Below are 24,313 nucleotides of genomic sequence, written 5' to 3'. Positions count from 1 at the left end.
GCTTACGGACGCCTGACGGCCCGCAGCCGCTCCTTCATGTTTCGATGCGCGGCTTCGACGGCGTCGCTTGACGATACTTCCGGCACGCCTACGTGCCACCACGAATCGTAGCCGCCCGAGTTCGTCCCGGGCACGACCCGGATTTCGATCAGCGTCGATACCGTTTCCCGCTTCGCCAGCAGGAGCGCCTCCTTCAGCTGCTCCGCCGTCTCCGCCTTGTACGCCTTGGCGCCCAGGCTGCGGGCATGCGCCGCGTAGTCGATGTCCATATACGCTCCCGTCAGCCGCTCCGTATCCGCCGAGCGATAGCGGAACTCGTTGCCGAACCCGTCGCTGCCGTGCTCCCGCTGCAAATGATGGATGCACTGGAACCCGCCGTTCGCGAACAGCAGCACCGTAATTTTGCGGCCTTCCTGCAAGCTCGTAATCAGCTCGGAATGCAGCATCAAGTAGCTGCCGTCGCCGACGACGGCGTACACCTCCTTGTCGGGATCGGCCAGCGCGGCCCCGAACGCGCCGCTCACTTCGTAGCCCATGCACGAGAAGCCGTATTCCATATGGTACGTCCTCGGTCCCGACGCCCGCCACAGCCGGTGCATATCGCCCGGCAAGCTGCCTGCGGCGCAGACGACGATCGCCGAAGGATCGATCGTTCCGTTTACGATTCCGAGCGCCCGCGTCTGGGCCAGACCGTCTTCGTGCTCGAGCGTATGCAGCCGGTCGACTTCGCTTTCCCAGCGCCGCTTCAGATCGGCCAGTTCGGCCGCTTCGTAGCCGCTTCGGTAGCCTGCGGCCGCAAGCGCTTCGCCGAGCGCGGCAAGCCCTTCCCGGGCGTCGCACGTCATGGCGAGCGCGCCGAGCTTCGCGGCGTCCGCGCCGTTTGCGTTCAAATTTACAAACGCCGCGTCGGGCCGGGCGAACGCCGATTTGGACGAAGTCGTAAAGTCCGAATACCGCGTGCCGACGCCGATGATCAGATCGGCCTCACGCGCCAGCCGGTTGGCGGCCAGCGAGCCGGTCACCCCGATCGCTCCGACGTTCAGCGGATGGTTCCACGGCAGCGCGCCTTTGCCGGCCTGCGTTTCGGCGACCGGGATGCCGAACGCCTCGGCGAACGCGGCCAGCCGGTCCGTCGCCGCCGAATAGAGCGCTCCGCCGCCCGCGATCAGCAGCGGCCGTTTTTTGCCCTCGATCAGCCGGGCGGCGCGGCGCACCGCTTCGGCGGACGGCGGGCGCCGGTCGATCGCGTGAACGGTGCGCTCGAAAAAGGCGAGCGGATACTCGTACGCTTCCGCCTGAACGTCCTGCGGCAGCGCGAGCGTCACCGCCCCCGTCTCCGCGGGGTCGACGAGCGTGCGAATGGCGTTGACCGCCGCCGTCATCAGCTGTTCGGGACGGACGATCCGGTCCCAATATTTGCTGACGGCCTTGAACGGATCGCATGCGGAAATCGTGTAATCCCAGTTCATTTCGAGCTGCTGCAGCACCGGGTCCGGCTGCCGGGAAGCGAAGTTGTCCCCGGGAAGCAGCAGCACCGGAATCCGGTTGACCGTCGCGGTCGCGGCGGCGGTCACCATGTTCAAGGCGCCGGGGCCGATCGACGACGTGCAGGCGAATATTTGCCGCCGCCCGTTCTGCTTCGCGAACGCCGTCGCCGCGTGCACCATCCCCTGCTCGTTTTTGCCCTGCACGAACGTCAGGCCGCCGGCGCTCCGTTCCAGCGCCTCGCCGATGCCGGTAACGTTGCCGTGCCCGAAAATGCCCATGACGCCTTTGACGAATTTCGTCTCGCTGCCGTCGATCGACACGTACTGCCGGTCGAGAAAGCGCAGCAGCGCCTGCGCCATCGTAAGGCGAATCGTCCGTTCAGCCATTTGCGTAACAACTCCTTTCGCAACCGGAAGTATAGCGCTTAACCTTTCATGGCGCTGCGGCAATGCAGCGAAGCCGCGCACAAGGACGAAACGATGCGGCGAAGCTTGCCGCGCCATTATTTCCCGGACAAGCCGCCGTCCCGCAGGCCGACCAGCCCCGCGACCCGTTTGGTCGTGATCGCGTCCACTCCGCACCGGACAAACCGCATCATTTCCTCCGCCTCGTTCACCGTGTACACCCAAACGGCCAGCCCGTACTCCCGCGCCAGCTCCACGATTTCGGGACGGCACGTTTCGCGGTGCATGTTCAAGCCGTAGCAGGAGCCTTCCCGGCCGATGTCGCACATTTGGCGGGCGAACGGCCCGTACTCGCTTTGCCGCTCCGCGGGAAGCTTCGTCGGCGTATTGTATACGACCCGCAAGTCGCGATGACGGCGCGTAATGTTGTCGCTGCACCCGGTGACGTACACGTCATCCGCCGCATCGTGCCGTTTTACGAGCCGAACGACGGGTTCGATCGCTTCCGGCGTCTTAATGTCCAAATTCAGCTTCACCCGGCAGCTCCTCGCAAGCGGCAGCACATCGGTCAGCTTGACGATATCGCGCCTCTCGTACAGCGGATCGATGCTCGCCCGGACGTCCGGCTCGTTCAGCTGCTCGTACGTGCACTCGCGAAGAAGCGGATTGTCGTCATGAAGCAAAACGACGGTGCCGTCCCGCGCGACCCGCAGGTCGACCTCGACGATATCCGCCCCGAGCCGGACGCCCGCCATAAACGATTCGACCGTATTGTAGGGCGTGCCGTCGCATCCCGTATGCGCGGCGACTAACGGAAAGGGCGATCGATCCATGTGTATTCCCTCCATCTTGCAAAAAGTACGCCCGACGAGCGGCGCCGTTCCCGGCGATACGCAAAACGCGCGGCGTTCGCGCCAGGCGGCTTCGCTGCCCGGATTCGTCGGCCGGCTTGGGCTTATTTCGATTTTTCTTCCTGCACGTTTTTCAGCGCGCGGTCTTGGGCGTCCGACAAGGCGGTGTTGACGTCCTTCAGTCCGAGCGCCATATTTTTTTGCTCCTCGCGCACGATGCTTCCGGCTTTGCTGCCGTAGAGCGACGCCTTTTGCGAAACGGTTTGCTTCGTCAGGAAAATGTTCTGCACCTTTTTCCCTTTGTAGCTCTCGAAGTTTTTGGCGTAGTTCGCCTGTATCGTTTTGTCGGGAATCGAGCTGATGCGGGCGTTCGCGCTGACGAGCATTTGCGTCTCCCGGGAAACCGACTCGAGCAGCACCTGAAACGCTTCTTCCTTATGCCGGCTCGTCTTGGAAATGAACGTCATATGCGAATCGACCGTCCGTCCGTTGCCCAGTTTGTCCTGAAAATTCGGCAGGCCGGAAACGTCCCAGTTCGTAAAGCCGGCTTTCATCGCGTCCTCGAGCGGGGCGGCGAAATCGTTCGTCCACTCCAGAAACATCGCCAAGTTTTGATCTTTCAAAAAACCGTTTCGGCCCCAATTGTACTTTCCGTTCGGTCCGATTTGACCGGGAATTTCGTACACCTGCTTCAAAAAGTCGAATACGCGCTTGTACTCGGGCGTATTGAAATTCGGCACGTCGTTGCTTCCAACCGCCGGAACGCCCAATTGACCGGCGATCGTATCGGCGTGCTGCGGCTCGAAGCCGATGTACGGAACGCCGTTCTCCGTACGGTTGATCCGCTTCGCAAGGGGCAGTATTTCTTCGAAGCTCATCAAATCTTTCGGATACGGAATGCCGAACTTGTCGAAAATGTCTTTGTTGTAAAACATCGCGCCATAGTTGAGCGAAAACGGGATGGAATACAGCTCGCTTTTGTCGCCCGCCTGCCGGATCCGGTCCAAAATCGGCTGGTCGTACATCGACAGATTGACGTTGTTCGTTTTGACGTACTCGTTCAAATCCTGCATGACGTCGAGCTGCTGGAGCAAAGCGAAGTAGCCGTTGCTGGCGAAAATGAGGTCAGGCGTTTTGCGGGCCGAGATGAGGTCTTCGAGGTACATGCCTTCGGTCGGCTTAATATACTCGAGCGTGATGTGCGGATACTTTTTTTTCACCGGTTCGACGAAATACGTTTGAAAATCTTTCTCCGTAAATCCGACGCTTCGATGGTTCGTCATCGTCAGCGTCACCGGCTCGGGAGGCTTCGGCGGCTTCGTTTCCTCGGCCGCGGCCGGTTTGTCGCCTCCTTGCCCCGACCCGTTTTGCCCGGAGCCGCAAGCCGCCAGCATGGCGCACAGCAGCGGCAGCGCCACGGCCGGTAAACCCGCTTTCCATCTCATCGTAACCCCTCCAAATGATCGTTTCGGTTGCAACCGGACAGCCGCTCGTCGAAAAGCCGCGCTTCGCTCACATGGCCATCACCGCCTTTCCGTTTCCGTTTTCGCCGGTCCCGTCGTGCCGCGGACGATCAGCTTCGGCGCGTACGCGATCGCGGAGGGGCTCGGTTCGAGCTTGCGGATCAGTCGGTCCAGCATCGAAACGGCGTCGCGGCCGATCCGCTCCTTCTCGGTATGGACCGTCGTCAGCGGCGGCGTGGAATAACCGGCCGCATCGATATTGTCCGAGCCGATGACCGATATATCGTGCGGAACCTGCAGTCCTTTCTCCTGCATGACCCGGATCGCGCCGAAAGCGAGCATGTCGTTCGTGGCGAACACGGCCGTCGGGAGCCGGGTGTGGGAACGTTCCCACACCGAACGAAAGCTTGCGCAGCCGTCCTCGAACGTCGAACCCGGCGAAAACCGGACGCTCTCCCCGGCAACGGCGCACCCGAGCTCGTTCAACCGGCTGCAAAACCCTTCGTAGCGCAGATGATGGCTCCGATGGTCTTGCGGACCGGCTATGACGGAAATGCGCCGATGGCCGAGTCCGAACAGATGATCGGCCGCCAGTTTGCCGCTCTCCCGGTCGTCGCTCACGAGCTGAAGGACGCCGCCGTTTTCCGTCGTCCCGTTCACCATCAAGTACGGGATGCCGAACCGGTCGATCCGGCCGATCGTTTCCTGGCTTAGCCGGCTGATCAGCACGAGTCCGTCGACCCGTTTCTCCATCATGTAATCGGCGGAACGCAGCGACATTTCCTTGTCCGTCGAAACGAACACCGAGTAGCGAAGCTTTTCCGCCTCGGCCAAAATGGCGTCGACTATTTTCCCGTACACCGGATGCGAAACGATCGGATAATCTTTCCGGTAGACGATGACGCCGATGTTGTACGTTCGCTGCGCGACCATCGCCCTTGCCACAGCGTTCGGTTTATACTGCAGCCGCTCGATCGCGTCCGTCACCTTCGCGCGGGCTTCCGGGCTGATATACCCTTTCCCGGAAACGACGCGGGAGACGGTCGACTTGGAAACGCCCGCGAGCTTGGCAATATCCATGATCGTATAACTCAATTCGGTTTCCACTTCCTTGCGCTAATGCGTTTCGCTCGTCTGCGAACGAATGCGTTCGTTCGAGGTTAAGCGCTATATCTTCGGTCGCAGCCCGATCCGGAATCGGAGGACAGGACGTTTCGCGATATCCGCCGATCCGGGACGATGCGGCTCAGCCTCGAAAACCGGCTCCGGCTCCGGCTTCGGCTTCGGAAGTCGGGTAAAGCGCTTTCACTTCCCTGTCATTAACTATACTGCAAGCTCCCTGATGCTGGCAATCCTCTTTTTGGTTATTTTTTCTAACCGTTTTGTAAAGCGGCCCGCACCCAAGTCAACTTGCAGCGCTGACGAACCGGGATGACCTTACGCGAACCGATTTCACGCACGAACCCGATTCAACGAACGCCGATCGCGTTTGGTCCGAATCTGATAAAATACAGATCCGGTATCTCGGATCCGCGTCGTTCCGGAACGGCGCAGCGGCAAGAAGCCCTTCCCGGCAATGCCCGGAGGGGCTTCTTCACGCGCGTTCGCCGTCTATCCGCCGGCCGGGGCGGGGAGTCCGTAAATCGCCGCCGCATTCAAGCCCCACAGCCGTTCCAGCCTGGCCTCATCCCGGCCATAGCCGCCCCGGGCCGGCTCCCCGTAATGCTGGCGAGCGTCGACTCGCGTTACACGCCCCACAAGACGTCGGTATAAAAATAGTTCGAGCCCGGCGAGCTCGTCTCGCGGACGGACACCGGCAGCACGTAAACGTCCAGCGGCTTGCCGAGGCGCACCGCTTGCACTTCGATCTCGTGAACGCCGGCCGCCAGCTCGAGCTCGACGAACTGGCTGCGCGGCGCCCGATGGAACGCCGGCATAAACTGCGGCGTATCGGCGCATTCGATTACGGTTCGCCCGCCCAGCTTCAGCGTAACCGGTCCGTTCGCGGCCGCGATCAGCCGAATGTTCCGGGCGACCGGATTGTACATATTCGTGCGCGCCGTATAAACGCCGTCCCGCTCGTCCCCGAGCGCGCCGGCCCAATCGATCCGGTTGCCCGCCATATAGGCGGCTGTCCCTTCGCCCCCGTCCGGCCCCGATACGGTCCAGCGCGACGCCCGCACGAGCGCGAACGCGACGCGCTGCTCGCTCCACGGGGCGTTGTCGTGCGTTCGTTTCCAGACGAATTCCAGACGATTGACGCTCCGGACGTCGTCCGACGCTCGAATGTCGGCGGCAAAGCGGAACGACTCGCCCGGCTGCAGCGATACGCGCCGCTCCGAGGGTCCCGTCCATCCCTCCGGCAAGGCGAGCGCGACCGTTCCTTCCACGGCAGCGCCCGACAAGTTCGTAAACGTAACATGCGCCGTCGCCGACCGACCGGCCCCGATCGCCGGACCGTTCGGTCCGTAGTCGATAACGAGCTCGGCGTCCGGGCTGCCGGTCGTCCCTTGCGGCAGCAAGTAACGATTCTCCGTCGGCTTGCATTCCCGCAGCTTTGCGAGCGCATCGGGCCCGGCCGGCTCGCGGTTCCACGACGTCGGCAGCTCCGGATGGACGACGATGCCCGTATCCCATGCGGCCAAAATGCGTTTGCCGACGCGGATCGTGCGCTTCGTCAGCTCGTCCAGCCGTTTCGGCGCCGGGAACCCTTTGATCGGCGGGCTGACGACGACGCGGTCCCCGACCGGGGCGACCCATTTGTCCGGCAGCCCCTCGGGTCCGAGCAGCATGCCGAGTATCGCTCCCAGCGTCGCGGCCGTGCAGTCGGTATCGTAGCCGCAGTTGACCGATTTCAGGATCGCGTCCTCGAAGCTTTCCCCGTACAGCCAGCCGAGTATCGTAAAGGCGATATTTTGCGGCGCGTCGGTAAAATTGTCGTTCCCGTGATGTTTCAGGATCAGTTCCCGGGCTTCCGTCCAGCTTCGCCCTTCCCGATGCCAGCGAATCAAATCGCGCATGGCGAGCGCGGTGCGGCAGTCCGCCGGAATGTGGCGCAATCCGATTTCGATCAGGCGGTCGCGGTCTTTCTCGACGAAGATCGCGCTTTCCAATGCGGCGAAAAACATTTCTCCGTAAACGCCTTCGCCGCCCGCATGGTCGACGATCGCGTCTTCGTACGCGTAACGGGCCGCGACTTCCGGAGCGCCCGGCGCCGCCATCGCCCATATTTCCGAGCGAATCGGCGAGCCCATACAATTCGCGAACGGGTTGTTGAACCATCCGGCGACCGGAGGAATGAGCCCTCGGCGCAGGTTGGCGAGCGCGTACCCGTATTCGTCGTACGGGAAGAAGACGTGCTCCAGCCATTCCTGCCCGAGCTCCCTGGCGGTCAACGCCGGCCCGTACTGCTCCAGGGCGTGCAGCCATACGAGCTGCAGGTCCAAATCGTCGTTTTCGAGCGGACCGTCCGGCAGCTTCGGATAAAACGTCAGCGAGAGCAGCTCCTTCCTGCCTTCGACCGGAGCGCCGAGCGTGCCTCCGATATTTTTGCCAAGCCAGCCTCCGTACACGATCCGGTAATAGTCGTTTTCGTTCAATACGCTGATGCCCACGCCGAGCCCTCCTGCAAACGTTATCGGGAAACGGTACGATTCCCATCACCGTTCATTATAGAAACGCGGAACGAGGCGAACCATGCACTGCGTTAAGATTTCGGCGCGAAAAAACATCGCGGGAACGCATCCGACGGAAGCGTTCCGCGTACCGGCCTCCCGGCGATCGCCCGAACCGGCGAACGGAGCCCCGTCTGCCGCCGGAAAACGCCTGCGGGCGGGAGACGGTCCGGGCTGGACGCCGTACGAGGGACGCGGGATCCGCCCGCGCGCCTGCGCCATGGCGAGGCCGGCCCATTGTTTGTCCGGATTCGAGCTTGCGATCTTAAAATCGTCCAGGTCGGCTTATGCGACGAAGCCGAATTAAAGCGCTTCCAACGATCGGATCCGGTATCCGAACGGTTTCCGTCTGCCCGATCAATGTCCGCCCGACCTTCACGATTCCGCCGTTTCCGACCGGCTTCTGTAGGCCGAGGGGGTCAGCCCGGCATATTTTTTGAAAACGAGGCAAAAATGCGATTCGTCGGCAAAGCCGACCTGCCGCGCGACCGAACCGATGTCGCCGCCCGCCTCGCGCAGAAGCGACTTTGCCATTTCCATCCGGTATTCGGTCAAATAATCGAATAGTTTGCGTCCGGTTTTATTTTGGAACACGTCGTTCGCGTGACGCAGGCTCAGCTGCAATTCGTCGGCGATTTGCCGGACCGTAATCGGCTCCATGTACCGTTTCATGACGATCCGCTTTATATCTTTCGCAACCTGGTCGTAATAAGGGCGACGCTCGTCGACGAGCTGCCGGCGCGCGAGCGCGAACATTTGCCAGATCGCCGGGCGAACGTCCGTCTGGCCGGGCGCCGCCTCCAGCTTGTTCCACAAGCTGAGAAACAGAATGAGCAAGCCGCTCGCCGATACGCCCGCTTCGACGTACATGCGCTGCAGCGCGCCCGACAGCTGCAGAAGCAGCGTCTTCGCTCCTCCGTCCGTCGCTGCCGTCTCGAATCCGTTCAAATACCGGTCGATATGCGGCTGCACGTCCGGAGCTTTCTCGGAAAACAGCAGCTCGCGCATATCTTGCAGCCATCCGTCCGGATCGGAGGCGACGCCCGACGCGACGTCGCCGAACTCGACCGCTTCTTCGTAAAACAACACGCGCGGCGTCCGGTCGCTGTATACGTTTCCCGCGAGCGCCCGAGCCGCCTGGGCGTACAGCTTCGGCAAATCGTCAAGCCGGCCTTGCCCGCTTATGCCGATCGACAGCGCATGCTGCAGCGATTCGTCCATCCGTTCCTCGGCCTGCAGCACCCAGTCGAGCGGCCGCTCGCCCTCCCGAATTCCCGAATCGCAGCCGACGATCAGAGCGAGCCGCCGTTCCGACATCGGAACGAGGCGCGCATATACGCCGGGCGGCTGCGGACGTGCCGCCAACCCGGCTTCCATATGGCGCATGATCCGGAAGTCATCGGGAATATCCGCTTCGCCGGAGCCGCCTGCGGCCGTCCGCAGCAGCATGACCCGGTAACGGCCGTCCGCGGGCAAACCGATTTCGAGCAGTTCCATCCATTTGCGCAGCGGCTCGCCGCCCGTGCCGTCGAGCGTGCCGAGCAGCAGATCGCGGACGAACCGGTCTTGGCGCTCCGGCAGCGAACGTTTGATATGCTCGCGCCATTCGTCGCGCTCCCGCGCGGCGTTCCGCTCCCGCTCCAGCTTTTCCGCCGCCTTCGCGATCGCCTCCCGCAGCTCGGCTCGGCGGACCGGCTTCTGCACGAAGCGCTCCGCTTCCGGCCGCGGCGCGGCTCCGGCGGACGCGAACGCGTCGCCGCCGCTCATGAAAATGAGCTTCACGCCCGGATACCGCTCCTGCATGCTCCGACCAAGCTCGAAACCGTCCATGTCCGGCATCCGCACATCGGTCAGCACGACGTCCGGGCGCGACCGCTCCGCCTCTTGAAGCGCTTCCAATCCGTTCGCGAATATGCCCGCGACCTGAAGCCCCATCGCGTTCCAATCGAGCATCCCGGCCACTTCTCCGCCGTCGCGCGGATTGCCGTCGACGATAAACAGTTTGTACATGCGGCACCTCATCTCTTTATATCCATATCATACCCATATCGTTCAGACCCGCCATATCCATAAAAGTCGGACGCTCCCGAGTAAACGATTCGACGTCCGGCCCGAATTTCCTTCGGAGCAAGCAGCCGGACTTGGAAACGGGGACGGCCGAATCCGGCTCGGCGCCCCGGGCCGACTTCGCGCGAATGTTCCATATCGTCGATTCCTCCCGGTTTTCCGGCAAATCGTCCAAGTTTTTCGGCGCGCTCCTGCCTTATAATGGTCGCGACGAACGCGCGAAAGGAGAAGAACGCACATGGATAAACAATGGCACGCGCGATGGATCATGGACGCGGCGTTCGCCGGCCTGCAGCCGATCGATTTGTACCGCAAACAGCTGGAGCCGGACCGCAGCCCGCCGCACCGGGACGACCTGAAAAACATGCATATGCTCGCCCGCCGAACGTTCGAGCTGAACGAAGCTCCCGGCGAAGCGCTGCTCGACATTACCGCCGACGATTGCTACAAGCTTTACGTCAACGGACGATTCGTCGGTCAAGGTCCCGCGCAAGGGAATTATTACCATTATTTTTACAACCGGTACGACGTCGCCCCGTTTCTGCGGCGGGGAGCGAACGCGATCGCGGTTCACGTCTATTACCAGGGGCTCGTCAACCGCGCGTTCAACAGCGGCGATTACCGTCAAGGGCTGATCGCCGAGCTGCTTGTCGACGGCCGTCCCGCTCTCGTCACCGACGCGGCGTGGAAAATCGAGCGCGCCCGCGAATATGCGAGCGGCGGCGTGATCGGATACGATACGCAATATTTGGAGCATATCGACAACCGGCTGAAGCGGACCGGATGGCGGGAGCCGGACTACGACGACTCGGCGTGGAGCCGGCCGGCCGAGCTTGCGGGCGACGATCGCCGGCTGTTTCTTCAGCCGACTCCGCCCGTCGCCGTATACGAAGTAAAGCCGACGCGCGTCATGCGGCTGGCCGCCGAGGACGGCTACCTGCTCGACTTTGGAGAAGAGCGGACCGGCCAATTCCGCATGACGGCTCAGGGCCGGCCCGGGCAAACGGTCGAAATCCGCTGCGGGGAGGAGCTGCGGGACGACGGACGCGTCCGCTGGGACATGCGCTGCAACTGCAACTACCGGGAAACGTGGACGCTGTCCGGCGCCGAGCGGGACGAGCTGGACTTTTTCGACTACAAAGCGTTCCGCTACGTGGAGGTGCTGCCCTCCCCCGGCGTTCGCGCGCACGAGGACAGCTTCGCGGCCGTCGTCCGCCATTACCCGCTCGACGAGGCGGCGCTCCGGTTCGAAAGCTCCGATCCGATGCTGAACGCCATTTGGACGATATGCAAAAACGGAGTCAAATACGGCTCGCAGGAAAACTACGTCGACTGCCCGTCCCGGGAAAAAGGCCAATATTTGGGCGACAATACGATCATCGCCCACGCCCACGCGTACGTGTCCGGCGATTTGCGCCTGTACCGGAAAGCGTTGCTCGATTTCGCCCTGCTGGCCGAACGGACTTGTCCCGGCCTGATGGCCGTCGCGCCCGGACATTACATGCAGGAATTCGCCGACTATTCGCTCCAATACCCGATGCAGCTGCTCGAATATTACCGGCAGTCCGGCGACGAGCCGTTCGTGCGCGACATGCTGCCGGTCGCCGAGCGCATGCTGGCCCACTTCGCCGCGTTCCGGCGGGAGGACGGCTTGATCGCCGTCGCGGACAAGCCGAACCTCGTCGACTGGCCGGTCAACATGCGGGACGATTACGATTTCCGGCTGCAGCTCCCGATTCAGGACGGCGTCCATAACGTCCTGAACGCCTTTTATTACGGCGCCATGCGCGACGTTTGCGCGATCCGCCGTCTGCTCGGACTGCCGGACGATCCGGCCTGCGATTTGGCAAGCTTCAAGCAATCGTTCCGGCGGGCGTTCCTTGACCCGTCGACGAACCGGTTCGTCGACGCCGAGCGGTCGGACCACGCCTCGCTGCACGCCAACGCGCTCCCGCTTCTGTTCGGGCTGGCGGAGCCGGCCGAACGCGAAGCGATCGTAGCGCTTATCCGCCAGAAGGGACTGAGCTGCGGCGTTTACATGGCGTATTTCGTGCTGAAGGCGCTGGCCGAAGCGGGCGAGCGCGGACTCGTCTACGGGCTGATCCGTTCGGAGCGGCTCCATTCGTGGAGCACGATGGTGAAGGAAGGGGCGACGACGTGCTTCGAAGTATGGGCGAAGCGGTTAAAATGGAACACCAGCTTGTGCCACGCCTGGGCGAGCTCCCCGATTCCGCTGTTTATCGAGGAAATCGCCGGCATTAAGCCTGCCGCTCCGGGATGGAGTAAGGTGGCGTTCTCGCCGCGCATGCCGGACACCCTCGCGAAGGTCGAGCTGACGTTCCGGGTGAAGAGCGGAACGATCCGCTTCCGGTACGAGGACGGGCATGCCGAGCTTGACGTGCCGGACGGCGTCGACGTAATCCGGTGATGCTCCGACGACCGGCCGGCATGCCTTGTCTTGCCTTGCCGCGCAAAGAACCCGGCGCTTCGCAAGCGCCGGGTTCTTTCCGTTATTCGCCAAGACGCAATATGGCATCGGAGGCGATTATTTGCCGCCTTTTTCCGTCGCGACCATTTTGTCGATTTCTTCCCCCGCCTGCTTCAGGGCGGTGTTGACGTCCATCGTGCCGTTCACGTATTCCCTGAACTTGCCGTTCAAAATCGATTCCGCCTTGCTCCGGTAGGTCGAAGCGTTCGGATACGGCACGGGGGAGCTTTTGAAAATGCTCGGCAAATGTTTGTCCTTGAGCGCCGGATTGTCGGCTCCGAGCGCTTTTTTGATGTCCGCGCTTTTCAGCGGCGACAGTCTGCCGATTCGCGACAGCGCCATTTGCACTTCTTCGGAAGCGATCAGATCGATGACTTTCGCCGCCTCCTCGCGATGCTTGCCCGGCTTGCTCGCCGACAAGACGTACACGCTCGCGTTTCCGTACGTATTCGGCTTTTCCGGATAGCTCGGATACTGCGCCACGTCCCAGTTCAACCCGTCCTTCTGGGCGGCGGACAGCTGGGTCAAAATGTTCAGGTCGAGCAGGATGGCGAGCGTCTTCGTCTTCATAAACTGGTCCTTGGGGGAAGCTCCGACGATTCCGTTGCCCGGGATGTCGTAAATCGCCTTGCCGATCTGGAACGCCCTTCTCCACCGGTCGTCGTCGGTCGTCGCCTTGTCCGTCTTCGGATCGATCGCGGCGACCGAAAGCGGCTGCGACATCCAGACGATCAAGTTGCCCGGATCGAGTCCCCGGTATTGGGTCGCGCCTTCCGTCCGCGTTACTTTTTTGGCCAAATCGATCAGCTGGTCCCAGTTCATCCCGTCGGTCGGGTAAGGCGCTCCGAATTTATCGAAAATGTCCTTGTTGTAATACATCGCATGGTATTGAACGTTGATCGGCAGACCGTACAGCTCCCCGTTCGGCGAGGCGTTCCGCACGTCGGTGATGTAGCCCGTCTCGAAGCGGTTCAAGTCGACGCGCTGCGTTTGCAGCAGCGGGGTCATGTCGGAAATCAAATCTTTGTCCTTCAGCGCCGCCAAATTGCCGTTGAACGTCAATATGATATCCGGCACCGTTCCCGCGGTCATCAGCGCATCGAGCGTGGTGGTGCCGACCTCCGGGTTGTACTGCAGCGTAATGTGCGGGTATTTTTTGGCCAGAAACGGCCCGACGACCTTTTGAAAATCTTCGTCCAGCACCGTGCCGGCGCCCTGGCTGGCGATTTGCAGCGTCACCGGCTCGGCTTTGGCCGGCGCAGCGCCGCCCTCCGGCGACCCGCCGCCGTCGGACGCCGTTTTCCCGCAGCCCGCCGCCGCCACGACGGCGCCGATTGCGATCAGCGCATACATGATTTTCGTTCTCATGAGTAATCGCTCCCCCTCGGAATCGTATAGGATTCGCCAGCCGCACATGTTCCGCGCAAGACGGCGGTCTGCAGGCTCCCCTTTCGGGTAACCGCTTTCATTTTCCCGGCCGCGCCCGGCTCCGGCATCGACAAACTATAAGTATTTTCATCCTAAAGGAAACGGGATACTTTTAAAATGCCGATTCTTAATATAAAATGTATACAAAATTTAATCGGAATGTTCGACCAAGCCGGAGGGACCGCCATGAACCCTTGCCCGCTGAGCGACTGCGTGCCGCAGCTGAATCATACGATCTTCTGGAAAAGCAAGCAGAAGTTCCAATATTACGAAGACAGCTACGAGGAATGGATGGTTTTCGCCGTCGAAGACGGTTCGTTCTACTACGAAATCGAAGGGGAATCGGGAACCGCCGCATTCGGCGATTGGATCGTCTGCCCGCCGCGGACGCCGTTTCGCCGTGTCGTCGTGACGCCGCTTTCCTTTTACGCGCTGCGCCTGTTTTGGCACGACCGGGACGGCAACCGGATCGAGCCCGCGGAAGGACGCGAATATGTGACCGGCAAAATCAGCATCAAAAACACGAGCCGCCTGGCCGCCAACTATGCGATGATGAAAAAAGCGGAGTCGCTCGACCATAAACGCAAGCTCCAGCTCCACAATCATTACGCGCAGGACATATGGCTGCTGTACTGCGCCGAATCCGGCGAAGAACCGTGGGCGCAAAGCCGGTCCGAACCGAACAGTCCGGACCCGGTCATGTCCAAAGCGTCCGCCCTCATCCGCAAGCACGCGTTCCAGACGATCGACCTGAAGCAGATCGCCGCTTCGCTCGAGCTTAGCCCGGCGCGCCTCACCCAAAAGTTCAAGTCCGAATTCGGCGTAACGCCGATCCACTATTTGACGTCGATCCGGCTGGAAAAAGCGAAGCGGCTGCTGCTCGACACGAATTTGACGCTGGAGCAAATATCCGAAAGCATCGGCTACCAAAACGGATACTACTTGAACCGCATTTTTTTGAAGCATATGAACGTAACCCCGGCCAAATACCGCAAAGCGAACCGGGTATGAGACGAGCGCATGCCTCCTCGATCCCGGGCCTGTCCCCGTCCGCGCAAATAGCGCGTTACCGGGACTTCCCCGTCTTCGCCCCCTTCGTCAGCGGCCATAGGCCCGCCGCCGACTTGCGGCATTCCCGCACTTCCAGATTCAAAAACATCGCCTGCAGGCGCAGCAAGTCCATTCGCGCTTCGTATTCGGTGCCCGGCTTCGTCAGCCGTTTGTTGTCGTAGTATACGGCGAACATGCTTATTCCGTCCCTTCGTCCGATTGTTGTATTCGGGTCGACCGCGGCGATGTCGGGAGGGCTTCCCCCGTCCTCCGCACCCCGCAAGCCGGCCCCGCTTTGCCGCACGCGGCTTCCGCCAGCGTGTCTTCGTATGCAAATCGCCGCAGCAGCGCGGGATCGGGCTCGAATTCTTCCAATAACCGCGTCGGCACCGGCCTTGCGATATATCCGTACGCGGACGGCGCCTCCTTCAGCAGCGGTGTGTCGGCCGGCGAGCCGTTCGCCGTTTCGCCTCCGCTCGCCCGCTCCGGCGGGCCGTATTCGGGAAAATGCGGCGCCAGCGTCTTCGCGAGCGTTTTTCTCGCCTTATGCAGCCATTGGTCGACCTGGTTGCCGCTGCAGGCGAGCCGCCGCGCGACTTCCTTCGACGAATAACCGCCCCAATATCTCAGTATGATCGCGAGCTGCTGATTATGCGGAAGAGCATGCACCGCCTGTTCGATTTTTTCGATCTGCTCGTCGGTCAGCTCGCCGCGGTCATCCGACGCCATCGCGTCCAACAAGCTTTCGACCGTAACGAAATCGGTCGGAATCGGATGCTTCCGGCGCAGCTGGTTTCGGGTCACATAGACGATCACCTGGCAGATCCAGGCCCGGAACGCTTTCCCTCCCTTGGCCGGATTGCCTTTTTGCAGCGCGATTTCGAACGCATGTCCGGCGATTTCGTCGCAGTCGTCCGGATGCAGGCTGCGCCGCTGCCGGTACGCCTCCCGCTCCGCCAAATGCTTGACTACTCCCGGCAGCCAATTTTTTCGAAAATGCGCCACCGACTCGTCGTCGAGCCGGCATTGGCCGATGCTTTCCAGCAGTCGGTTAAAGTCCACCGCTCTCCCCCCTCTATCACGCGGTTATCACGCGTTTTTATCCCCTCATTACTTAATTGTCTTGAGAAGGGCGAAATCTTATCGGTTTGCGGCGATTTTCGAAAAAAATTTTTGCGTTTATCCATGATCGTACCATAAAGCGAACGTTTGTTCTATATGGTGCTTTAAAAATATCGCTGAGAAAAAGACGTTACGTTTGCGCGTCGGGAGGGAATGGGGTTCAGGCTCCAACCGCCGGTGAAGCCGCGTTGTCGCGAATCGATTGTAGGGCAATAACGCGACCTCAGGGGGGCCCATAAACGCTCCGCTCTAATCCCTCCAAGCTTCCGCGTGCCGCTTTCGACTTCGCTTTTTCGGTTTTCGGACTTGCGGTTAACGAACCGAGTAAGCCTGTCGATTTAATGTGGACAGATCAATCCCCCCATCCTTATCGCCCTTCAAATCGATTTTTTTGAATGCGTCAGTTTACAATCTCAAAAAAAATCGATTTGGAGGCAAATGAGGAGCATGAACGGAAACCATCCACAATTAATCGACGGCCTACGAGCGATCGTTATCGGAGCCGAATGCGGGGGGGTTGATTGGCTTACGAACTCCCGTATCGCTATTGCCGGCAAATCGGATCGTTTTCTTCCATTTTGGGCTGGATAGCGATGTCCGGATTCGTTAGCCTGAAAAACGACCGTTTTTTCCGCCGATAAGCATCGTAAAGTTCGTTAGCCATCGAACCCGGATTCGCCCGGATGCCGCGGATACCGTATATGATGGACTTTTGCAGAGAAGCGAAAGAAAGAGAGGTCCCCTGCATTGGACCATGGGGCACGGCTACGGGCACCGTCTACGGTAAACAATTTCGCCCTTCGCTTTAGCGCTTTAGCGAAGTTATACATGCTAACGACAAAAAAGACCGTCAACCTGACGGTCTCTCCGTACAAACCGATCCTTTTTGCATGCCGACACGGCGGCGGAGCGGGAAGCGAGATGGAAATGCTCCCGCTATTTTCGGTCGGTTCCCCGTTTCCGAGCAAAACAACGGGAATACGTCCCGCTAAAATCGTCCATACCGTGCATATCGCTGATTCGGCGCCGTTTTAGCGGGAGCTTTTCCCGGTATTTCGAAACGCCGCCACTAGGGGAGCGAGTTAACGGGAGGTTTTCCCGTTCGTTATATCCCAGTGGCCGGCTTGTCGGTTCGATCTTGGGCTGTTTGTTCGCGTTCAGCAGGCTGTTGACTATCACTCGTTGACGTTCGCGGACATGTTGGTTCGCACCCGTAGACCGTTGGTTCGCGTGCTTGATGGGTTCGCATACTCGAACTTATTGGGTTCGATATTCTCACACTTGATGAGTTCGCATTCTCGAACTTGTTGGTTCGCAGGAGCTTGTTAGGTTTTCGCATTCTCACACTTGTGGGTTTGCAGTCTTGCGCATCCGTTTATTCGCCGCCGAACGCGATCGCCGCCTGCAGCCAGAGGGCGGCATCCTCGTGGGTAAACGCGCCGTCTCCGGTCGCGTCGAGCTCCGCCGTCACCGCCAGGACGACATCGGCGATGTCGCAGCGGCCGTCGCCGTTCAAATCCGCGTAGGCGAGCGTACGCGGGCTTTCGACGTTCCCGGCTTTATCCTCGCTCCAATACGCGATCGTATGGGCACCCGGCAAGCTGAGCGCGATCGTATCGCCCGCCCGCACCGGTCCGCCGTCCAGCGCGTAATACGTCGCCTGCAGACCCGACAAGCCGTCCGTGCCGGACAGCCGCAGCTCGCCTTTGTCCGATTCGAACCGAACGGACATCGCCGGAGCGGTCCGGTCGATCCGGATGCCGTCCACGACGCGAACCGCCGCATTGCCGGCCGCATCGTACGCCGCCGCCGTAACGGACTGGCCCGCGCCTTCCGCGTCGAACGTCGCCGCTGCCGGACCGCAGCTTGCCGGTCCGGACAACGCGTCCTCGCACCGAAACCGGACCGTTACCGGCTCGCGAAACCAGCCGTACGCATTCGCCGTCACCGACATGTCGGCGTAAATGACCGGCGGCGTCGCGTCGATCCGGATGCCGCTCACCGTCGCGGACGAGACGTTGCCTGCGCGATCGGACGCCGTTCCGGTCGCGGCCAACGCCTCTCCTTCGCCCGTCAGCCGGACGGGCGCGGCGCAGCTGGCGATCTGCGACATCGCGTCGCCGCATGCGAACCGCACCTCGACCGGCGCGTTGTACCAGCCGTTCGCGTTCGCCGCGCCGTACACGGTGCCGACGATCGTCGGCGGCGTGGCGTCGCGCTTGATCGTCACCGACCCGGATGCGGAATGCCGGTTCGTCTCCGCCGTGCAAACGAACGGCGTTCCCGGCGTATCGGAACGGACGAACGTCGGCTCGCATCCCGATCGGCTTACGATCCCGGCGGGCGGGCTTGTCGACACGTTCCAGCTTACGCCGACGTCCGACCGGTACCAGCCGTCCGAGCCCGGTTCTCCGGTTACGACCGGTACGACGCTTACACGCGCTTCGGGGCTTAACGCAATCGTCCCGCGCAAAAAATGGCTGCTGTCGAAATTTTTGCCGTATACGAGAAATCCGTACCGATAGCCTTCGAAAACCGGAAGCCGCAGCGACCCGGTTTTGGCAAAATCTCCTCCGACGGCGCCGTCGAACAAGACGTACTCGCGGTAAGAGCCGCCCGGTCCCGTCGCGAACGCGGTCAACGTCGCATGCGTCATAAACCAGGCATGGTTGCCGCTGTAGCTCCAATCGTAATAAATCGTTCCGGTTACGGAAGCCGTCGTTTCAAACCGCCACGTTTCGCCGTCGAACACGTCGTTGCCTTCGAAGGCGTAATGCAGCGCGACATTGCCGGTATCGTCGTCGACCTCGGCGCCGGCCGTCCCTTTCCCATGAACCGTCCAGCTTTGGCCGTTCGCCGTCGCCGTCGTTCCGAATACGGTCAGCCATGCCCAACAGACGGTCGCCAAAACCGCCGCCGCACGCTTTGCTGCGAACAAGCCTCGCATCGCAAGCCGCCCCCTCCCTTCATTTCCAATAAAAGTATTTCGACGCCCATTACAAAAGTCCTATGCGTGCATTAATAAAATTTGATTAAAAATTGATTGGACGGGCCGGCAATGCCGTATCGGCGGCCATGATCGCAACAAAAAAGCCGATCCCGAAGGATCGGCCAAAAGTCCCATATCGCTTGAGCGGCAATCGTCCCGGAGCATGTCATGCTCAGGCGGACGCCCGGCGCAGCAGCGCGTAGGACGCGAGCGCATAAACGACCGCACCGGCAAACATATACAGCGACAGCTGGAACATCGTATGCGCCGCGATCCATAAGTAAATGTCGCCCCACCATTCGTTGTACGTGCAAACGTACGAGACGACCGTAAAGATGACAAAGGAGACGGCCGTTGCGATCCACATCCCTTTTTTGCCGAATCGGCGGTGGATGCTGGAGATGGCGAAGCCGAGATAAAACATGTTGAGCAGGCACGAGAAAAAGATCCACAGCTGCGCGAGAGCCGGTCCGTCGTTCAAATAGGGAAGCTTGAAAAAATGCAGGTCGACGCCCCAGCCTGCCGTCCATTCGCTTTCGACGACGGCCAGCAGCAAAAGCAGCACCGAGAAAACCGCGCTCGCCGCCGCGATGACGGCCGCCGTTCCCCAAAAGTAATCTGTCCTCCTGACGCTCATTCCGAGCGCGAACGGGAACGTCTGCGGCAGCACAATGAGACCGAAGACGAGCATGAAGACATATAAGGAAGCGATGCCGCCCGTATACATCGGCTCCCGGTCGCTGATCAGCAGACCGATCGTCAAATTCGCGACAAAGCTGATCGAAACGATCAACCAAGGCATATAAATCAACGATTTATCCTGCAAATGAATTTTCACGACTCCGGCAATACGATTCATCGGCTCATCTCCGCCTTTCTTTCCGATTTATCGTTCGTCAAATGAACGATCAGCTGCTGCAGCGACACCGGGGCGATTTCGAGTCCGAGCGCTTCCGCCTGCTTGCGGTCGTCGCCGTACAAATTGCCCATGACGGTGAGCGAAACGAACCCGCCGAACGATTCCCGGTGAATCGTTTGCTTGCCTGCCTCGTATGATTCGATCGCCGCCTTCGGGCCTACAACCGTAAACGCCCGGCCGCGAAGACTGTCCGCGTCCTCGTCGACGATCAGCTTTCCGCCGTCGATGACGATAATATGCTCGAGCAGCCGGCTCACTTCGTCGATCAGATGGGTCGACAGGACGATCGTACGGGGATGGGCCGCGTAATCTTCGAGCAAACGGTCGTAAAACAGCGTCCGGGCGACGGCGTCGAGGCCGAGGTACGGCTCGTCGAACAAAGTGAGCGGAGCCCGGCTGGCAATACCTACGACGATGCCGAGCGCGGACAGCATGCCGCGGGACAGCTTCTTCACTTTGCGGCCGAGCGGCAGCCGGAAATCGTCGGCCAGCTTCAACGCGAACGTTTTGTCCCAATTCGCGAACAAGGCGGCCGCAACCTCCAGCACGTCGACGACCCGGTAATTGTCGGGATATTTTTGGCTTTCCTTGATGAAGCACAGCCGCTCGAGCACGCGCCCGTTTTCGTACGGCGACTCCCCGAATACGCTCACTTCCCCGCGCGTCGGAAACAACTGCGCCGTGATCATATGCATGATCGTCGTTTTGCCGGCGCCGTTTCGTCCGAGCAGCCCGTAAATTTTGTCGCTTTCCAGCGAAAAGCTGATATCGGCCACGGCCGTCACGTCGCCGTACGATTTCGTCACGTTGTTCAGCTGCACGATCCGGTTCATTGTTCCTTCTCCCCCCGTCTGATCATCTCGGCCAATTGCTCGGACGTAATGCCGAGCTTTCTCGCTTCGAGCACGAGCGATACGACGTACTGCTCGTAAAACTGCTCTTTGCGCTTCTCCACGAGCGCCGCGCGGGCGCCTGTCGCCACAAACATGCCAATCCCCCGTTTCTTGTACAAAATGCCTTGATCGACCAGCAAATTGACGCCCTTCGCGGCGGTTGCCGGATTGATCTGGTAGAAGGAAGCGAATTGATTCGTCGAGGGCACCTGCGATTCTTCCGGCAGGCCGCCTCCGATAATGTCGTCTTCGATTCGTTCGGCGATTTGTACGAATATCGGGCGGCTGTCATCGATCAACGATGCCATTTAGCCTCACCCCTACGTTGGTTAATTACTCATGTAACTAACTATATAAGGGATGAACCTTGATGTCAAGCAGCTTTCGCTTTTTCGGGTCGTTCGCCTTGTGCGGGACGAAGAAGCTCCCGGATTCGACAGCGCGGCCGCAAAACAAAAAACTGCCGGATCCTGCGATCCCAGGCAGTTTCTTTATATTTTTTGCACCCGTTCGGTTCGATCGGCTCCTCAGCCGGCCGCCAAGCAAATGCCGATTGCCAGCAGCGCCGCGAACAACGCCAGCAGCGCGGCGCCGGCAACCGTTACTTTGCCGTTCTTCGTTCCGAACCGCTCGAATATGCGAATCCACATGCCGGCTCCCCCTTCCGATCCGTTATACGTTTTTGCGCTCGTATAAAAACGCGGACAACGCCCAAGACAGGAGCAGGAGCGCCAACCCGCAGCCGATCGCTTCGATCCAGACGCCTTGGCCGCCGGAAGCCGCCGCCTTCCGCAGCAGCTCGCCGACATGGACGCCCGACCATTCCATCAATCGCAGCGCGACGACGACTCCGCCTCCGACCGAGAAAATAACGATGATGTCCAGCACTTGCGCGATGCGCGAGCCGAAGGCGAAAAACAGCGGGAAATAGATCGAGTAAAACAGCAGCAGCGCCCCGACCGCCACCCCCGTCGAACCGGCGTCGAACGCAGGCAATTCCCCGGCGGGCAGCACGAGTCCGGCGATCAGCCGCCACAACGCGGTCAGCGCATAGGCGAGCGTCATGAACAGGACGATTCCGACGTATTTCGATGCGACGATATCCCGCCTTCGCAGCGGAAACGAGACGAGCATCCGCCCGTTTCCGTTTCTTTCGTCCATTTTGCTCGCGACGACGATCAGAACATGGCTGAACAGCGCGGCCGGCACCGCAAGCGGAAGACGCTCGAAAGCGCCGAGGAGGAAAAAGACGACGCCGACGAAAACGAAGCCGAGCGCGATAAACGTTTTTTGAATGCGAAAATCTTTAACGATCAGCTGCAGCACGTTACGTCCCCTCCCGCGTGAAAACGACGATATCGTCAAGCGTCGGCCTCTCCATAAGCAGCGCCGGATCGAGCGCCTCCGTCCCGATCCGTTCCCGGTCCAGCAGCCCTTCGAATCCGTGCCGCGTTTGCCGCAGTCCGACGAACGGGAGCTCATCCCGCAGCAGCTCGACCGGCCCTTTCACGATCGCATACCGGTCGAACAGCTCCTCCTTCGTCCCGCTGAAGCGCAGCTCGCCCCGGCCGATATAAACGATGTAGTCGGCAATCCGCTCCAAATCGGCGCAGATGTGGGTCGAGAACAAAACCGACTTCGTGCCGTCGCGGATGTAGTCGCTCAATACCGACAGCAGCTCCTGGCGAAATACCGGATCGAGCCCCGACGTCGGTTCGTCCATGACGAGCAGCTCCGGGTCGTGCGCGAGCGCGGCGGCCAGCGCGAATTTCGTTCTCATCCCTTTGGACAAGTCGCGAATTTTTTTTCGTTCGGGCAAGCCGAATTCGTCCAAGTACCGCCGAAACGCATCCTCGTTCCAAGTCGGGTAAAACGAGGCGACGATTAGTTTCATTTCGCGGATCGACAAATGGTTGTAAAAAAAATCTTCGTCGTACACGAAGCCGATTTTCCGCTTTATATCGCGTTCATGGGTGCGGTACGACTGCCCGAAAACGAGCACCTCCCCCCGGTCGGGCCGGATCGCGTTCATAATCGAGCGGATGATCGTCGTTTTGCCCGAGCCGTTCGGACCGATCAAGCCGGTAATATAGCCCGCTTCCACATGAAAGTTCAAATTGCTTAGCGCGAAGTCTCCATGGCGCTTGTAAAACTGCCGGAATTCGATCACCCGCGTCATTCGTTCGCCTCCCCGTACAACAGTTCGAACAATTCGATTACGTCCTTCTTGCCGAGACCGAGCGACCTGCTTTCCGCGATGACGCTCTTCACCTGCTCCTCCAGCCGCTTGAATTTCACTTCGCGGATCGCTTCCTTGTTTTTCTCCGTCACGAACGTGCCTTTGCCGGCGACGGACGCGACAAGCCCTTCCTGCTCCAGCTCGTCGTAGGCGCGCTTCGTCGTAATAACGCTGATCCGCAGATCGCCGGCCAATTGGCGGATCGACGGAAGCGGCTCTCCGTCGCGCAGCTCGCCGGACAAAATTTGCCGCTTGATCTGCTCTTTGATCTGCTGGTAAATCGGCTCCCCCGAAGCAAGGGATACGGAAACGTTCATCGATTCGCCTCTTTCGCAACTGTTTATAACCGTTATATCTGTATATATCGTATATGTACAGTATATATTTATTTTCCTGTCATTGTCAACACTAAGAAAAGCTTCTGATCGAAGCCTTTCGATGATGTTCGTCCGTGTTTTAGCTGCAGCTTGTTCTTGGTAAAGAATGTCGCACTTCGCTTTAGTGCTTTAGCGATTAGAAAAACGTCCATCGACTATTTCGAGGATGATCGAAAAACAGTCGGATTTCCGAAACGTAACGGACGCCACGACGCTTATTTCGCGAAAATCGGCCGTTTTCCAATCGTAACGGACACCATCTGCGCTTATTTGCACTAAACCGCCGTCCAAAAGGGGGTTTTTCGCCAAATAGCCGCACCTGTGTACGTTACAAAAAAATAAGCCGAAATAAGGCTCATTAGCGGCCGCCATGTCCGTTAGAAACTTGAAACTTGGTCCGTCCTGCCGTCGCCCCATGCTCGCCCCCGCTCCAACTCCCGACGACACCGGCGCAGGTCAACCGAGCCGATATCGCCGTGTCCCGCCGCCGTCAGCGGGAAGCCCGCTCCGCTTAAGCGAAGGTCGGGACGGATGGTCCTTTCTGCGCAAACCGAACGCGCCGAAACGGCAGCGAAGCGGGGAACGAGATGGAAATGCTCCCGCTATTTTCGGTCGATTCCCGTTTTCGGGCAAATCAACGGGAAAACATCCACTAGCGTTGCATCAAAGCTAACAAAACAAGGGCAAGTAAAAAGAATGTGATATTGTCGACATTATTTTTCACCGTACAACTAGAAAAAGGCTGTCTACTCTTACGAGCAGGAATCATCCATTTACAAATATTGGTCGATTTATATCAAATTACCTGTTCCGCTTTTTCGGCTGCCGGACACATACCCCGGTCACTTCCATCACTTCTCG

Annotated in this window: 20 protein-coding genes; 2 read left to right on the top strand and 18 right to left on the bottom strand. The window is 60.0% G+C overall.

The window, feature by feature from the left end; all coding sequences use genetic code 11:
• Positions 1 to 2 precede the first annotated feature (2 nt).
• The 7 genes from iolD to PV407_RS11690 form a co-directional block, all read right to left on the bottom strand.
• A complete protein-coding gene (iolD, locus tag PV407_RS11720; RefSeq protein ID WP_332090108.1) occupies positions 3 to 1,874 on the bottom strand; it encodes a 3D-(3,5/4)-trihydroxycyclohexane-1,2-dione acylhydrolase (decyclizing) in 1,872 nt (623 codons plus the stop codon).
• Between the two features lie 116 nt (positions 1,875 to 1,990).
• Positions 1,991 to 2,725, bottom strand: coding sequence for a glycerophosphodiester phosphodiesterase (locus tag PV407_RS11715; RefSeq protein WP_332090107.1), 735 nt, complete (start codon positions 2,723 to 2,725; stop codon positions 1,991 to 1,993).
• A gap of 122 nt (positions 2,726 to 2,847) precedes the next feature.
• On the bottom strand, positions 2,848 to 4,188 hold the full coding sequence (locus PV407_RS11710; protein ID WP_332090106.1) for an ABC transporter substrate-binding protein: 1,341 nt from the start codon (positions 4,186 to 4,188) through the stop codon (positions 2,848 to 2,850).
• Positions 4,189 to 4,266: 78 nt separating this feature from the next.
• On the bottom strand, positions 4,267 to 5,301 hold the full coding sequence (locus PV407_RS11705) for a LacI family DNA-binding transcriptional regulator (RefSeq protein WP_332090105.1): 1,035 nt from the start codon (positions 5,299 to 5,301) through the stop codon (positions 4,267 to 4,269).
• A gap of 650 nt (positions 5,302 to 5,951) precedes the next feature.
• Positions 5,952 to 7,820, bottom strand: a complete 1,869-nt coding sequence (locus PV407_RS11700) for an ADP-ribosylglycohydrolase family protein (protein ID WP_332090104.1) — start codon at positions 7,818 to 7,820, stop codon at positions 5,952 to 5,954.
• Positions 7,821 to 8,255: 435 nt separating this feature from the next.
• Complete coding sequence (locus tag PV407_RS11695) at positions 8,256 to 9,890, bottom strand: helix-turn-helix domain-containing protein (RefSeq protein WP_332090103.1); 1,635 nt, start codon at positions 9,888 to 9,890, stop codon at positions 8,256 to 8,258.
• Between the two features lie 16 nt (positions 9,891 to 9,906).
• A complete protein-coding gene (locus PV407_RS11690) occupies positions 9,907 to 10,122 on the bottom strand; it encodes a hypothetical protein (RefSeq protein WP_332090102.1) in 216 nt (71 codons plus the stop codon).
• A 63-nt stretch (positions 10,123 to 10,185) separates the two neighbouring features.
• Here PV407_RS11690 and PV407_RS11685 point away from each other — a divergent pair, with 63 nt between their 5' ends.
• The gene (locus PV407_RS11685) at positions 10,186 to 12,375 is read left to right on the top strand and encodes a family 78 glycoside hydrolase catalytic domain (RefSeq protein ID WP_332090101.1); all 2,190 of its coding nucleotides are present in this window, start codon (positions 10,186 to 10,188) and stop codon (positions 12,373 to 12,375) included.
• 117 nt (positions 12,376 to 12,492) lie between these two features.
• Here PV407_RS11685 and PV407_RS11680 read toward each other — a convergent pair whose 3' ends face one another.
• Positions 12,493 to 13,803: an ABC transporter substrate-binding protein gene (locus PV407_RS11680; RefSeq protein ID WP_332090100.1), complete on the bottom strand. Its 1,311-nt coding sequence runs from the start codon at positions 13,801 to 13,803 to the stop codon at positions 12,493 to 12,495.
• Positions 13,804 to 14,049: 246 nt separating this feature from the next.
• On the opposite strand from PV407_RS11680, the gene PV407_RS11675 reads away from it, so the two are divergent.
• Complete coding sequence (locus PV407_RS11675) at positions 14,050 to 14,874, top strand: helix-turn-helix domain-containing protein (RefSeq protein WP_332090099.1); 825 nt, start codon at positions 14,050 to 14,052, stop codon at positions 14,872 to 14,874.
• Positions 14,875 to 14,929: 55 nt separating this feature from the next.
• On the opposite strand, the gene PV407_RS11670 is transcribed toward PV407_RS11675, so the two are convergent.
• The 10 genes from PV407_RS11670 to PV407_RS11625 all read right to left on the bottom strand — a co-directional run bounded on the left by PV407_RS11670 (position 14,930) and on the right by PV407_RS11625 (position 23,392).
• Positions 14,930 to 15,109: a hypothetical protein gene (locus PV407_RS11670; RefSeq protein WP_332090098.1), complete on the bottom strand. Its 180-nt coding sequence runs from the start codon at positions 15,107 to 15,109 to the stop codon at positions 14,930 to 14,932.
• Between the two features lie 2 nt (positions 15,110 to 15,111).
• Positions 15,112 to 15,975 (bottom strand): RNA polymerase sigma factor, encoded by an 864-nt coding sequence (locus PV407_RS11665; RefSeq protein WP_332090097.1) that lies wholly within the window; start codon positions 15,973 to 15,975, stop codon positions 15,112 to 15,114.
• Positions 15,976 to 17,410: 1,435 nt separating this feature from the next.
• Complete coding sequence (locus PV407_RS11660; protein ID WP_332090096.1) at positions 17,411 to 18,982, bottom strand: OmpL47-type beta-barrel domain-containing protein; 1,572 nt, start codon at positions 18,980 to 18,982, stop codon at positions 17,411 to 17,413.
• Between the two features lie 214 nt (positions 18,983 to 19,196).
• Positions 19,197 to 19,883: a hypothetical protein gene (locus tag PV407_RS11655; RefSeq protein WP_332090095.1), complete on the bottom strand. Its 687-nt coding sequence runs from the start codon at positions 19,881 to 19,883 to the stop codon at positions 19,197 to 19,199.
• Positions 19,880 to 20,776: an ABC transporter ATP-binding protein gene (locus PV407_RS11650; protein ID WP_332090094.1), complete on the bottom strand. Its 897-nt coding sequence runs from the start codon at positions 20,774 to 20,776 to the stop codon at positions 19,880 to 19,882. The genes PV407_RS11655 and PV407_RS11650 overlap by 4 nt, the downstream gene beginning before the upstream one ends.
• Complete coding sequence (locus PV407_RS11645; protein WP_332090093.1) at positions 20,773 to 21,144, bottom strand: GntR family transcriptional regulator; 372 nt, start codon at positions 21,142 to 21,144, stop codon at positions 20,773 to 20,775. The genes PV407_RS11650 and PV407_RS11645 overlap by 4 nt, the downstream gene beginning before the upstream one ends.
• 219 nt (positions 21,145 to 21,363) lie before the next feature.
• Positions 21,364 to 21,486, bottom strand: coding sequence for a hypothetical protein (locus PV407_RS11640; protein ID WP_332090092.1), 123 nt, complete (start codon positions 21,484 to 21,486; stop codon positions 21,364 to 21,366).
• Between the two features lie 22 nt (positions 21,487 to 21,508).
• Entirely contained in the window at positions 21,509 to 22,162 is a 654-nt protein-coding gene (locus tag PV407_RS11635) for an ABC-2 transporter permease (protein WP_332090091.1), read from the bottom strand.
• Position 22,163: 1 nt separating this feature from the next.
• Entirely contained in the window at positions 22,164 to 23,015 is an 852-nt protein-coding gene (locus PV407_RS11630) for an ABC transporter ATP-binding protein (RefSeq protein ID WP_332090090.1), read from the bottom strand.
• Complete coding sequence (locus tag PV407_RS11625; protein ID WP_332090089.1) at positions 23,012 to 23,392, bottom strand: GntR family transcriptional regulator; 381 nt, start codon at positions 23,390 to 23,392, stop codon at positions 23,012 to 23,014. Before PV407_RS11625 ends, PV407_RS11630 begins: the two co-directional genes overlap by 4 nt.
• Between the last annotated feature and the right edge of the window lie 921 nt (positions 23,393 to 24,313).

Origin of the sequence: Paenibacillus sp. GYB003, assembly GCF_036577625.1 — a bacterium.
GTDB lineage: Bacteria > Bacillota > Bacilli > Paenibacillales > NBRC-103111 > Paenibacillus_AB.
The sequence above is the reverse complement of the archived record's forward strand: the minus strand, read 5'-3'. Positions and strand labels throughout refer to the sequence as shown.

Coding starts and splice junctions, on each gene's coding strand:
- PV407_RS11670 (WP_332090098.1), bottom strand. CDS start 15,109: ATGTTCGCCGTATACTACGACAACAAACGGCTGACGAAGCCGGGCACC.
- PV407_RS11685 (WP_332090101.1), top strand. CDS start 10,186: ATGGATAAACAATGGCACGCGCGATGGATCATGGACGCGGCGTTCGCC.
- PV407_RS11675 (WP_332090099.1), top strand. CDS start 14,050: ATGAACCCTTGCCCGCTGAGCGACTGCGTGCCGCAGCTGAATCATACG.
- PV407_RS11660 (WP_332090096.1), bottom strand. CDS start 18,982: ATGCGAGGCTTGTTCGCAGCAAAGCGTGCGGCGGCGGTTTTGGCGACC.
- PV407_RS11625 (WP_332090089.1), bottom strand. CDS start 23,392: ATGAACGTTTCCGTATCCCTTGCTTCGGGGGAGCCGATTTACCAGCAG.
- iolD (WP_332090108.1), bottom strand. CDS start 1,874: ATGGCTGAACGGACGATTCGCCTTACGATGGCGCAGGCGCTGCTGCGC.
- PV407_RS11650 (WP_332090094.1), bottom strand. CDS start 20,776: ATGAACCGGATCGTGCAGCTGAACAACGTGACGAAATCGTACGGCGAC.
- PV407_RS11645 (WP_332090093.1), bottom strand. CDS start 21,144: ATGGCATCGTTGATCGATGACAGCCGCCCGATATTCGTACAAATCGCC.
- PV407_RS11715 (WP_332090107.1), bottom strand. CDS start 2,725: ATGGATCGATCGCCCTTTCCGTTAGTCGCCGCGCATACGGGATGCGAC.
- PV407_RS11655 (WP_332090095.1), bottom strand. CDS start 19,883: ATGAATCGTATTGCCGGAGTCGTGAAAATTCATTTGCAGGATAAATCG.
- PV407_RS11680 (WP_332090100.1), bottom strand. CDS start 13,803: ATGAGAACGAAAATCATGTATGCGCTGATCGCAATCGGCGCCGTCGTG.
- PV407_RS11640 (WP_332090092.1), bottom strand. CDS start 21,486: ATGTGGATTCGCATATTCGAGCGGTTCGGAACGAAGAACGGCAAAGTA.
- PV407_RS11695 (WP_332090103.1), bottom strand. CDS start 9,890: ATGTACAAACTGTTTATCGTCGACGGCAATCCGCGCGACGGCGGAGAA.
- PV407_RS11630 (WP_332090090.1), bottom strand. CDS start 23,015: ATGACGCGGGTGATCGAATTCCGGCAGTTTTACAAGCGCCATGGAGAC.
- PV407_RS11710 (WP_332090106.1), bottom strand. CDS start 4,188: ATGAGATGGAAAGCGGGTTTACCGGCCGTGGCGCTGCCGCTGCTGTGC.